An 11,309-nucleotide genomic window follows, 5' to 3' on the forward strand; every position below is an offset into this window, starting at 1 on the left:
AAACGGAGGATGAAATCATGAGTTCGTTTGAGTTGAATATTACATTGAATGGCGTCACCTACAACGTGGAAGTTGAAAAAGTGAACAAGAACAGTGCGGCGCAACCGAAAGCGGCTGTTGTCGCAGCACCGGCAGCACAACCGATTGCCGCACCAGTGGCAGCAGCAAAACCTGCTAGTGCACCAGCTGCGGTTGCGGCTGGCGACACTTCGTTAAATGCTCCATTACCGGGCAAAGTGATTCGGATCGTCGCAAAGGCCGGCAGTGCAGTGAAAAAAGGCGATGTCGTGATGATTCTTGAAGCGATGAAAATGCAAAATGAAATCGCTTCGCCGGTGGATGGAACGGTCAAATCGATTCAAGTAAGTGACGGGCAAAATGTAAAACCTGGCGAGCAGCTTGCCATCATCGGTTAAGCAGAGCGAGAGAGCGTTATAACTAGGAGGATATACTGTGGAGGCATTGATTCTACAATACCCATGGCTTGACGAATTGCTCATGGGATTTTTGGGACTGACATGGAAACATGTAGTCATGTGGTTGATTGGCAGTTTGCTGATCTATTTGGCGGTCAAAAAAGACTATGAACCGGCTCTGCTCTTGCCGATCGGTTTTGGTGCGGTACTGGCCAATATTCCTCATTCTTCGGCTATTTCAAAAGTGGTCGGCGAAGAAGGCTTTCTCTGGGTTTTATACCAGGGCGGCATCGCCAATGAATTATTTCCGGTATTGATTTTTGTCGCAATCGGCGCGATGTGCGATTTTACGCCGTTGATCCGGCGTCCTTCCGTCATGCTCTTTGCAGCCGCGGCGCAGGTGGGGATCTTTTCCTGCGCAGTGATAGCGACGTTCATGGGCTTTTCGTTTGAACATGCCGCATCGATCGGCATCATCGGCGCGGCCGATGGTCCGACGACGATTTATGTGGCTAGCCGTTTTGCACAGGAATTATTAGGCCCGCTCTCGGTAGCTGCTTATTCTTACATGTCGTTGGTGCCGGTCATTCAGCCGCCGGTCATTCGCATGCTGACAACCGAAGCGGAGCGTAAGATCAAGATGGGCTATGAAGATGAAGAACCGGTATCGCAAACGGCGAAATTTCTTTTTCCTATCGTAATTGTTTTGATTGCGGGCATTGTGGCGCCAATTTCGGTCGCGCTGATCGGTTCGTTGATGTTCGGCAACATTTTGAAGGAATCCGGCGTTGTTGACAATCTTTCAAACGCAGCGCAGAACGAACTGGCCAATCTGGTCACGTTGCTGCTTGGCATCACGATCGGCGGAACCATGTCGGCGGAACGTTTCTTAACGCTCGAGGTTGCTATGATCATGGCCTTAGGCGCAGTGGCTTTCGTCTTTGATACGGCAGGCGGCGTGCTGTTTGCCAAATTAATGAATCTGTTTTCTTCCAACAAGATGAATCCGATGATTGGTGCATGCGGCATCTCCGCGTTTCCGATGTCGGGGCGCGTTATTGCCAAGATGGCGCTCAAAGAAGATCCGACAAACTTTATCATTCAACATGCCATCGGCGTCAATGTGGCCGGACAGGTAGCATCCGTTGTCGCTGGCGGCCTGGTGCTGGCTCTGATTCCGGCATTAGCAAAGTAGAGGAGCGAAGAAAATGGGAACTGCAACAGTACAAGCGCTGACCATGATGGGAATTGCGCTGCCGACGATGTTTGTCGTCATTCTGGTTTTTATCGGCGTGACAAAATTGATACATAAAGCTTTTCCGGTAGTTGAAGAAGAGGATGAATATGAGGTAGACTAGAGAGGTAGTCTGATGCACTGGTTTATACAGAGACTGCGGAAAGGCGGTAAGGCATGAACGAATGCAAGGTGGAATCGCAAACGGCGCTGAAAAATCGTTTGGTTGTCGGCGGATCGGTGTGCGTCATGTTATTGCTATTGGCGGCCACAATTGCCAAGTGGCTTTTATGGGGCATTTTCATTCCGCTCGAATGGTTGGCGGAGTTGCTGGTCATCGGTTTTCTCTTTGAACGCTCCTACAGCCGTTATTGCTGTACGTTGACGGATGCAGGCTTTCGTTTTGAAAAGAAATCGTTTCGCCGTACGAAGCTGGATGTGCCATTAAGCGATGTGTTTGCTTTATATCCGTATCGACCGGCGCTGGTCGGTTTAGTAAAGTTCCGGCGCAGTTATCGGATGCATTCTGCGCTCGATAACCGGGAAGTTTGGACGCTGGCGTATCGCTATGAAACGTCGGGCGGCAATGAGAATCGGCGGATTTACTTTAAGCCGAGTTCGGAAATGCTGACAGCGCTAAAACAGTGCTTGCCGGAAAAAATCATGGCGGGACAAGAAGGCGCTGCTGTAGCGGAACAAAAGACGATACAGTGAATATGAAACGGTAGGGAAAGAGAACAGGTTGTCGCGCAAGGCGCGGCAGCCTGTTTGTCTTTCCCGGCGCTACTTGGTATAATGTTGGCAAGCATAACATGAGGAGGAAGCTCCTGTGAAACTTGATTTTACGGATAAAGTGGCGCTGATTTCTGGCGGGACGTCGGGAATCGGCTTGGCGACGGCCGAAGTGCTGCTTGCTGGCGGCGCTAAAGTCGTGCTGCTCGGCCGCGAGCGAAAAAAAGGCGAGGCTGCGCTTGCGTTGCTCAATGCGCGTGGCTGGCCTGCGGTTGTTTATGTTCAAACGGACGTGACGTTGCTTGCCGATTGCGCCAATGCAGTAGCGGAAACAGCCGCTGCGTACGGACGAATTGATATATTGATCAACTCAGCCGGTTTGTATTTGGAGAAACTCTTTCAAGATACGAGCGAAGAGGAGTATGACCAGGTTATGGACGGCAACGTCAAAGGGACGTACTTGCTTACGCAGCAGGCGCTGCCGTTGCTGCGCACGCAAGGCGGCAGTATCGTGAATGTTTCTTCTGATGCCGGTGCGCGAGGCAATTTGCTGTGCAGCGCATACTGTGCGGCGAAGGGGGCGGTCAATGCATTCAGTAAAGCGTTGGCGCTCGAACTCAGTCCTTATAAAATCAGGGTCAATTGCGTAGCGCCCGGCGATGTCGATACGCCGCTGGTCGAGGCGCAATTGGCAGAGTGTGACGATCAAACAGCGGCGCGGCGCGATATGGCTGCCGTATATCCGCTTGGCCGAATCGGTCGTGCGGAAGAGGTTGCCAAGGTCATAGCATTTTTGGCTTCTGAAGAGGCTTCCTGGGTAAGCGGCTCGATCTGGCCGGTGGATGGCGGGCTTTCGGCCTGCTAAATAAGGAGGAATGATCATGCTGAAACAAATCGTAAGTGCTGTTTTGGTTTTATGCCTGACTTTTTTGCCGCTGACCGGCTTGTTGCCGAAAGCGGAAGCGGCTAGTTTCGGCCAGCAGCTCCTCTATGCAGGGGTGGCATACAAATTGATCGATTATCAATTGAATAATATTAATGAAAACGGGCAGAAGGACATGCTGCGCAGCAGCCAGAAGCAAACGGGCGTATATGAAAATGAAGCCGCAACGGAGCGCGTAAAAGGAATTGTTGGACGATTGAAAACATCCGGCGGCGTGAGAGCGGATTACGCAGTCTACGTCAATCCTGAACAGGATATGAATGCTTTTTGCACGCTTGGCCATGTAATCAGTATCAACCGTGGTTCATTGGAGAAGACAAATGATGCAGAGCTGGCTGCCATGATTGCGCATGAAATGGGCCATGGCGAAGGCAAACATCCGGTCAAGGGAACGATGAAAATGATTAGCGTGGCATTGGCGGTCGATCTTTATTTAACATCGAATGAGAACAATATGAGTTACATTTTAGGCGCTGTTGCCGATAATTATATTAATAATGAAGTGATTACGATGGAGCAGGAATGGGAAGCGGATAATCTCGGATTTGACTATGCTACACGTAGTGGCTACAATCCGGGCGGTTCGGCTGCGCTGATGCTGAAAATGCGTTCCTTGTATGGTGAATTACACAAAGAGGGATTAGTGAGAGTAATCAATCCTAACAATCATCCTAAAATGTCAGATCGGGTACGCAACTTTGCGCAGCGTTTGACGGCATATAGCAATGGGCATGTTCTGGTCAATGCGGAAAAAACACTGGTTGTTAACGGAAAAGAATGGGTGACGCCGACCAAGAGCGGGGAATATCTCGCAGGAGAACGGGCGTTTTTAATTGCGGGAAATCTTGCGAGTGCTTTTCATAACGGAGTTGCTGATGCTGCGTATCTGGGCGAAGACGGCTCCATTTATCTCGGGCGGCAAGCGGTTATGACCCCGCTCGATGGAGACGGCGATGCGGAAGAACTTGTCAGCCGTCTGAATCTGATTCTTGGTAAAAACATCTGATACGTTTGTAGCTTGCGTAGTTAAATAAAGGATATGAGGCAGAAATATGTTGCAATGTGCGAATTTATCCAATTACAGTTCGGATCAGGCGGTCATTGCCAATAATCCGCAGATACTGCAGCGTTTTTTAAAGGAACATTGCTTGAATGGACTGGAAATGATGTTTTGCGATCCCTGGGATGCTCAAGTGCACAAGAAAGAGTGGGTGCAGGGTGTGCATCTTCGTTTCTGGCCGAACTGGCTTGATTTCTGGCGCGGCGACAAGAAAGGCTTGGCGCGTCAGTTTTCGTCGCAACGTGAAATCAACGAGTATTACGGCGGAGCGAATCGGTCGGAATGGCTAGAACATTTTCGCCGTGATATTCGAACGGCAAGAGAAGCGGAAGCGAAATATCTGGTCTTTCATGTCAGCAATGTCTTGCCGGGCGAATTGTTTCACTGGCAGTTCAGCCATTCGAATGAGGAAGTTATCGAAGCGGCCATTGATGTAGTGAACGAATTGACAGCCGATATTCCGCCGGAAATGGAATTGTTATTCGAGAATTTGTGGTGGCCGGGCCTGACGCTGCGTAATGCCCGGCTAACGGCCCGTCTTCTAGAGGGAGTCAGGCATGAGAAGACCGGCATCATGTTGGATACAGGACATCTGATGAATACGAATCCGGGTTTGAGTCGCCAGGAAGATGGCGTCGAGTTTATCCTTGATACGCTCAAGAAACTGGGGGAATATCGCCGAAAGATAAAGGGAATTCATTTACATTGCTCATTGTCGGGGCAATATGTCGAGCAGTCCTGTGAAGCGGCTCTTATGGAAGCGGAGCAAAGTTACGATTTGGAAATGATGATGCGCCATGTCCTGCAGATTGATGAACATCTTCCCTTTGAAACGGAGCAGGCAAAAAAAATCGTCGATTATGTTGAACCGGATTATTTGGTGCATGAATTTATGTTTGGCTCGTTGTCAGAATGGGGACGGAAAATTTCGCTGCAGCAACAAGCCTTGGAAAAAGGCAATCGAAGCATAAAATCCTCTGCCAACGGATGAAACCGGCGGAGGATTTTTTTGTAGTGAGCGAAGGAGTTTATAGAATTATTCATCGCATCTTCATAATGTTTTGCTATAGTAAAAAAGAAGGAAGATGCATGCTGCAGTAATGGAGGTCTGATGATGAAAAAACTGACATTGATGATAGAAGGAATGTCATGTGGTGCGTGTTCGGCGCGTGTGGAAAAAGCGATACTTCGCTTGCCTGGCGTCAGCCAAGCGAATGTGAACCTGGCAACGGCGCGACTCAGTCTGGAATATGATCCGCTCTTATTAAACACAGCGCAGATTTTTGGAAAAATCGAGGCGCTCGGTTACGGCGTCAGCCTGAAGCAGTTAGAGTTTGACCTGCAAGGGATGAGCTGCGCCGCCTGTGCGGTGAGGATTGAGAAGGTTGTCAACAAGCAAGCGGATATTACGTCGGCGCGGGTTAATTATGCGATGGCTAGGCTGACTGTAGAGGGCGGCGTGGAGATTGAAGCGGAGCAAATATTGACGGCGGTTCGAAAGGCCGGTTTTGAAGGGAGCTTGCGTTCTACGGAAGGGGCGGAAACGGAAGGCGAGACCGATAAAGAAGCGGTAGCCAGGCAGGCTGAAATTCGGCGGCAGAAACGCTACTTAACGGTGGCTGCCTGCTTCTCCTTCCCGCTGGTAGCGGCAATGGCAGCGGATATGTTGGGTTTTGCCGCTTATCTGCCGCGAATTCTCTTTCATTCTTATTTTCAATGGGCTTTAGCGACGCCGGTGCAATTTTACGCCGGGTTTCAGTTTTATCGTGATGCATTCAATTCTTTACGGCATGGCGGCGCGAATATGGCAGTGCTCGTGGCGATGGGAACAAGCGCGGCTTACTTTTTCAGCCTGTACCATACGCTGGGCGGATTGGGCATGGCATATTATGAAACATCGGCTCTCTTGATCACGCTGATTCTGCTTGGCCGAATGCTGGAAGCGAGAGCTAAAGGACAGACTTCTGCAGCGATTAAAAAGTTGATGGGGCTGCAGGCGAAAACAGCACTTGTTTTGCGCGATGGTCACGAGCAGGAACTCCCTATTTCACAAGTACGATATGGGGATGTTGTCCTTGTTCGTCCAGGCGAAAAAATCCCGGTCGATGGTGTGGTCATAGGCGGGGGGTCTACAGTCGATGAATCAATGCTGACTGGTGAAAGTCTTCCGGTGGAAAAAAACGTAGGTGACAAACTTGTCGGGGCAAGCGTCAATATTCATGGCAGCTTGCGTATGGAGGCGCAAAAAATCGGTAAAGATACCGTGTTGGCGCAAATCATCCGCGTGGTTGAAGCGGCGCAGGGTTCAAAAGCTCCGATTCAGCGCTTGGCGGATGTAATCTCCGGTTACTTTGTCCCGTTTGTCGTTGCAGCCTCATTTGTCACCTTTTTGCTTTGGTATTTTATTTTCAGTCCGGGAGAACTGACGCAAGCGGTTATGAATGCGACGGCAGTCATGGTCATTGCCTGCCCTTGTGCGTTGGGTTTGGCGACGCCGACTTCGATTATGGTTGGAACCGGGCGCGCCGCTGAAACCGGAATTTTGTTTAAAGGCGGCGAGCAACTGGAAAAAGCGCACCGGGTATCGGCGATTATTCTCGATAAAACGGGAACGATTACGCACGGAAAACCGGAATTGACGGAACTGATTTCTTACAATGAAGAACTGACGGAAGAGGAACTTCTTGCGATCTTGGGTGGCACGGAACGTTTATCGGAACATCCGCTGGCGAAGGCGGTTGTGGAAGGCGTGAGAAAACGCGGCATCGTGCTGGTTGCTGATGTTGAAGAATTCCGAGCATTACCTGGCGGCGGCATCATTGCGAAACAGGCAGGGCGAAGCATTGCGATTGGTACGAGAAAATTAATGGCGGAACAAGGCGCGGATCTTGCGCATTGCATGGGCAAAGCGGAAAAACTCGAAGAAGAGGGAAAGACCGTCATCTTTGCTGCCATTGACGGGAAAATGGCAGCGCTCTTGGCTGTAGCCGATACGGTAAAAGAAACGTCGAAGGCCGCAGTGGCCGAATTGGATCGATTAGGTATTGAAGTCTGGATGGTAACCGGCGATAATCGGCGCACGGCCCAAGCCATTGCCGATCAGGTCGGAATCCGGCATCTCATGGCCGAAGTATTGCCGGAAGATAAGGCGGAGCAAGTGAGAGTCCTGCAGCAACAGGGCAAAGTCGTTGCCATGGCCGGTGACGGGATCAATGACGCACCGGCGCTGGCGCTGGCGGATGTCGGTATCGCGATGGGAACGGGCACGGATATTGCAATGGAAGCGGGCGATGTCACGTTGGTTCGCGGTGACCTGAAGGGAATTGCGGCCACCATTCAAATAAGCCGCGCTACGATGAAAAATATCCGGCAAAATCTCTTCTGGGCCTTGCTTTACAATGTAATCGGGATTCCGATTGCGGCTGCGGGTTGGTTGTCGCCGGTGATTGCCGGTGCGGCAATGGCGTTTAGTTCGCTCTCCGTTTTAAGCAATGCATTGCGCTTACGGCGCATGCCGTTGTGAAAAGAAAAAATGTTGACAATGTTACAGTGAAAATGTTAAAATTTAAAATAATTATATATGGCGTAACGCTCTTATCAAGAGAGGTCGAGGGACTGGCCCGATGACACCCGGCAACCGGCAGCAATGCAGTGGTGCTAAATCCAGCAGAACGATAGGTTCTGGAAGATGAGAGGAAGGCAGATGAAAATCACAGCCCTTTCCTCGGAAGGGGCTGTTTTTATTTGTGGAAAAGAGTGTTGCTGCCCGAAAGGGGTATCTAATGAAAAAGAATGTAACCGATATTCGTAATTTACCTGGCGGCGAGGAAGAGGTCGTGATTGTGATTCGCAATGGCTGTGTGGTTCACTTTTCACAGCGTAAAGTGGAAAAGAATGCTGCCGAATGGTGGAAGGAAGAATGTCTTAGCGTGTCTGCGCCGCTCTTGCAGCGTACGGCGGAGGCGGCCCGTTGAAAGGGATTTTCTTGTTGCTAAAAAATACAAAAGATGTAAAATGAAGGCGAGGTGTTTATTTAGCAAATAAAAGGGGGCGGAAGAATGTTTTGTTATCAATGTGAACAAACTGCCGGAGGGACGGGCTGTACAAAAGTCGGTGTTTGCGGCAAGAATGAAGACATTGCCAGCTTGCAGGACACGTTGCTTTTCGGGCTCAAAGGGATTGCCGCTTATGCGCATCATGCCCGGGAGCTGGGCGCAAAAGATGATCAGGTTGACGCGTTTGCGCATGATGCATTGTTTTTTACCCTGACTAATGTGAATTTTAATTTGAACCGACATATTGAAATGGTTTTGAAATGCGGTGCGATGAATCTTCGCGCGATGGAAATGCTGGATAAGGCGCATCTGGCTCGATTCGGCAGTCCGGTTCCGGTCAAAGTCTTTACCGGAACAAAGGCAGGGGCGGGAATACTGGTGACCGGTCATGATCTGCTGGACTTGGAGGAACTGCTTAAACAGACCGAGGGCAGCGGCATCAATATTTATACGCATGGTGAAATGTTGCCGGCTCATTCCTATCCGGCGCTTAATAAGTATCCGCATCTCGTGGGCAATTACGGTACTGCATGGCAGAATCAGCGCAAAGAGTTCGCTGCGTTTAGCGGTCCGATTCTTGTCACGACAAACTGCGTGATGCCGCCACTGGAGAATTGCTCTTATCAGGAACGTATTTTTACACGCAGCGTGACAGGCGTACAAGCCGATGACGCACGTCATTTGACGGAAAGAGATTTTAGCGCCGTTATCAGCGCTGCAAAAAGTTTGCCGCCGTTGGCGGAAGTGAGCGGTGACTATATGCTGCCGACCGGACATCATCACAGCGTCATTTTGAGTCTGGCGGATAAAATTGTTGCAGCGGTCAAAGCCGGTAAGATTCGCCGCTTTTTCCTGGTCGGCGGTTGTGATGGAGCTAAGCCGGGGCGTAACTATTATACGGAATTGGCGCAGCAAATACCGAAAGACTGTATTATTCTTACGGTTGCCTGCGGGAAGTTCCGTTTTAATCACCTTGAGTTCGGCGATATTGACGGCATTCCGCGTTTGCTTGACTTAGGGCAGTGCAACAATGCCTATTCAGGCATACAGGTGGCGTTGGCACTGGCTGAAGTTTTCAAATGTGGTGTGAACGAACTGCCGCTGTCGATGATTTTGTCCTGGTATGAACAAAAAGCAGTGGCGATCTTACTCACGCTCTTGCATCTTGGCGTGAAGGATATTCGGATCGGACCGACGCCGCCGGCATTCTTGACGGCGAATGTGTTCAAAGTTTTGCAAGACAATTTCAATTTGAAATTAATTACAACGCCGGCAGAAGATTTGAAAGCGATTTTAGGCTAAGGCGAGGCGACAGCGGGATGAAAATCCCGCTGTCGTTATGCTTATAAGACTTGCAGCTGGTCTTGACGCGACATATAATAGGAATAAAATAAACGGAGGGGGAACGGCATGCCTAAAATTACCAGTCGAGCGAAGCGGTTACGCATCTATATTGGCGAAAGTGATCGCTGTCAGGGAAAACCGCTGTTTCAGGCGATTGTGGAAACGGCGAAGAGCTTTGATATTGCCGGTGCGACAGTGTTTCGCGGCTTGATGGGCTACGGTGCGCATAGCCGGATTCATACGGCTAAGATTATTGATCTTTCATCCGATTTGCCAATTTTGGTGGAGATTATCGATAGCGAAGAATATATAGAGAAATTACTGCCGTATTTGGATGAAGTGGTGCAAGAGGGCTTGGTGACTGTCGACGATATTGAGGTTATCAAATATGGCAATAAGCCGCTTGCGCGCGTTTGAGCATCGAAAGGATTGAAAGATGAATAACTGGCAACACCTATTGATTATTGCAATTGGAGGCGGAATTGGCTCAGTTTCTCGCTACCTGACATCACAGTGGCTTGCGCAGCGCCTAGGACCGTTTTTCCCTTATGGAACATTGGCGGTAAATGTAATCGGCTGTTTTATTATTGGCTTGTTTATGACATTTGCAACAGAGCGGTTTATCATCAATCCGCTTTGGCGCTTATTGATTACCGTCGGCTTCCTCGGCGGTCTTACCACTTTTTCGTCGTTCAGCTATGAAACGATAAAAATGTTGGAAGAGGCCGAGTATTTACTGGTTCTGGCCAACGTGTCTTTAAATTGTCTGATTGGTTTTAGCGCGACTTGGGCGGGAATGCTCGTGGCTCGGTCGCTATAGTTTTGTGCTTCTTAAAAAAAACAGGTCGAATGACTGCTGCGTCATTCGACCTGTTTTTTTGTATAAAGAAAACCACGCGCTAGGCGTGTGGTTCCGGAAAGCTTATAGCTATAAGTAGAAAAGAAAAGCCTCCTTTGCTAGAATAAATGCAGGTTTGCCGACCGCATAAACTAACAAAGGAGGAGTATCCAAAATGGATAACAGCAGTTTAGCACACACAAAATGGAAATGCAAATACCATATAGTTTTCGCACCGAAATACAGAAGACAAATCATATATGGGAAAATAAAAAGTGATATCGGAGTTATACTGAGAAAGCTATGCGAACATAAAGGTGTTGAAATTATAGAAGCAAGTGCTTGCCCGGATCACGTTCACATGTTGGTAAGCATACCGCCGAAAATAAGCGTGTCAAGTTTTGTGGGGTATCTAAAAGGAAAGAGTTCATTAATGATATTTGATAGGCATGCGAACTTGAAATATCGATATGGCAATCGACAGTTTTGGTGTAAAGGATACTATGTAGATACAGTAGGTCGAAATAAAAAAGCAATTGAAGAGTATATCAAAAATCAGTTAAAAGACGATGTGATCGCCGAGCAACTTACTTTGAAAGAGCTAGTTGACCCGTTCACGGGTGAGCCAGCAAAAAAGTCGAAATAAGACCCCTTTAGGGGTAGACTGAAAAGGCTATGCGGTTGGCG

General features: G+C 49.1%; 13 protein-coding genes and 1 riboswitch. All 13 genes read left to right on the top strand.

The annotated features are described in order from the left end of the window. Positions 1–17 precede the first annotated feature (17 nt). The 13 genes from QTL79_RS16635 to tnpA all read left to right on the top strand — a co-directional run bounded on the left by QTL79_RS16635 (position 18) and on the right by tnpA (position 11,268). The gene (locus tag QTL79_RS16635) at positions 18–416 is read left to right on the top strand and encodes a biotin/lipoyl-containing protein (protein ID WP_346356081.1); all 399 of its coding nucleotides are present in this window, start codon (positions 18–20) and stop codon (positions 414–416) included. 37 nt (positions 417–453) lie between these two features. Next, positions 454–1,611, top strand: coding sequence for a sodium ion-translocating decarboxylase subunit beta (locus tag QTL79_RS16640; RefSeq protein ID WP_346356082.1), 1,158 nt, complete (start codon positions 454–456; stop codon positions 1,609–1,611). A 13-nt stretch (positions 1,612–1,624) separates the two neighbouring features. Further along, on the top strand, positions 1,625–1,774 hold the full coding sequence (locus tag QTL79_RS16645; protein ID WP_346356083.1) for a hypothetical protein: 150 nt from the start codon (positions 1,625–1,627) through the stop codon (positions 1,772–1,774). Between the two features lie 53 nt (positions 1,775–1,827). Beyond that, positions 1,828–2,364, top strand: coding sequence for a hypothetical protein (locus tag QTL79_RS16650; protein ID WP_346356084.1), 537 nt, complete (start codon positions 1,828–1,830; stop codon positions 2,362–2,364). Between the two features lie 115 nt (positions 2,365–2,479). Then, positions 2,480–3,247, top strand: a complete 768-nt coding sequence (locus QTL79_RS16655) for an SDR family NAD(P)-dependent oxidoreductase (protein ID WP_346356085.1) — start codon at positions 2,480–2,482, stop codon at positions 3,245–3,247. A 16-nt stretch (positions 3,248–3,263) separates the two neighbouring features. Beyond that, positions 3,264–4,331, top strand: coding sequence for a M48 family metallopeptidase (locus QTL79_RS16660; RefSeq protein WP_346356086.1), 1,068 nt, complete (start codon positions 3,264–3,266; stop codon positions 4,329–4,331). Positions 4,332–4,377: 46 nt separating this feature from the next. Continuing rightward, positions 4,378–5,376, top strand: a complete 999-nt coding sequence (locus tag QTL79_RS16665) for a sugar phosphate isomerase/epimerase family protein (protein WP_346356087.1) — start codon at positions 4,378–4,380, stop codon at positions 5,374–5,376. A gap of 120 nt (positions 5,377–5,496) precedes the next feature. Continuing rightward, positions 5,497–7,908, top strand: a complete 2,412-nt coding sequence (locus tag QTL79_RS16670; RefSeq protein ID WP_428845488.1) for a heavy metal translocating P-type ATPase — start codon at positions 5,497–5,499, stop codon at positions 7,906–7,908. 68 nt (positions 7,909–7,976) lie between these two features. Beyond that, positions 7,977–8,080: riboswitch (SAM riboswitch) on the top strand. An 87-nt stretch (positions 8,081–8,167) separates the two neighbouring features. After that, entirely contained in the window at positions 8,168–8,359 is a 192-nt protein-coding gene (locus tag QTL79_RS16675) for a hypothetical protein (protein WP_346356088.1), read from the top strand. Positions 8,360–8,443: 84 nt separating this feature from the next. Further along, entirely contained in the window at positions 8,444–9,742 is a 1,299-nt protein-coding gene (gene hcp, locus QTL79_RS16680) for a hydroxylamine reductase (RefSeq protein ID WP_346356089.1), read from the top strand. A gap of 108 nt (positions 9,743–9,850) precedes the next feature. Next, on the top strand, positions 9,851–10,201 hold the full coding sequence (locus QTL79_RS16685; RefSeq protein ID WP_346356090.1) for a DUF190 domain-containing protein: 351 nt from the start codon (positions 9,851–9,853) through the stop codon (positions 10,199–10,201). 19 nt (positions 10,202–10,220) lie between these two features. After that, positions 10,221–10,604, top strand: a complete 384-nt coding sequence (gene crcB / locus QTL79_RS16690; protein WP_346356091.1) for a fluoride efflux transporter CrcB — start codon at positions 10,221–10,223, stop codon at positions 10,602–10,604. A gap of 193 nt (positions 10,605–10,797) precedes the next feature. Next, positions 10,798–11,268, top strand: coding sequence for an IS200/IS605 family transposase (gene tnpA, locus QTL79_RS16695; RefSeq protein ID WP_346353254.1), 471 nt, complete (start codon positions 10,798–10,800; stop codon positions 11,266–11,268). The last annotated feature ends 41 nt before the right edge of the window (positions 11,269–11,309 follow it).

Source organism: Azotosporobacter soli (genome assembly GCF_030542965.1).
Lineage (GTDB): Bacteria > Bacillota > Negativicutes > SG130 > SG130 > Azotosporobacter > Azotosporobacter soli.

Excerpts from the sequence above, each read along its gene's own strand:
- QTL79_RS16635 (WP_346356081.1), top strand. The coding sequence starts at position 18 with ATGAGTTCGTTTGAGTTGAATATTACATTGAATGGCGTCACCTACAAC.
- QTL79_RS16645 (WP_346356083.1), top strand. The coding sequence starts at position 1,625 with ATGGGAACTGCAACAGTACAAGCGCTGACCATGATGGGAATTGCGCTG.
- QTL79_RS16650 (WP_346356084.1), top strand. The coding sequence starts at position 1,828 with ATGAACGAATGCAAGGTGGAATCGCAAACGGCGCTGAAAAATCGTTTG.
- QTL79_RS16660 (WP_346356086.1), top strand. The coding sequence starts at position 3,264 with ATGCTGAAACAAATCGTAAGTGCTGTTTTGGTTTTATGCCTGACTTTT.
- QTL79_RS16665 (WP_346356087.1), top strand. The coding sequence starts at position 4,378 with ATGTTGCAATGTGCGAATTTATCCAATTACAGTTCGGATCAGGCGGTC.
- QTL79_RS16670 (WP_428845488.1), top strand. The coding sequence starts at position 5,497 with ATGATGAAAAAACTGACATTGATGATAGAAGGAATGTCATGTGGTGCG.
- QTL79_RS16675 (WP_346356088.1), top strand. The coding sequence starts at position 8,168 with ATGAAAAAGAATGTAACCGATATTCGTAATTTACCTGGCGGCGAGGAA.
- hcp (WP_346356089.1), top strand. The coding sequence starts at position 8,444 with ATGTTTTGTTATCAATGTGAACAAACTGCCGGAGGGACGGGCTGTACA.
- QTL79_RS16685 (WP_346356090.1), top strand. The coding sequence starts at position 9,851 with ATGCCTAAAATTACCAGTCGAGCGAAGCGGTTACGCATCTATATTGGC.
- crcB (WP_346356091.1), top strand. The coding sequence starts at position 10,221 with ATGAATAACTGGCAACACCTATTGATTATTGCAATTGGAGGCGGAATT.
- tnpA (WP_346353254.1), top strand. The coding sequence starts at position 10,798 with ATGGATAACAGCAGTTTAGCACACACAAAATGGAAATGCAAATACCAT.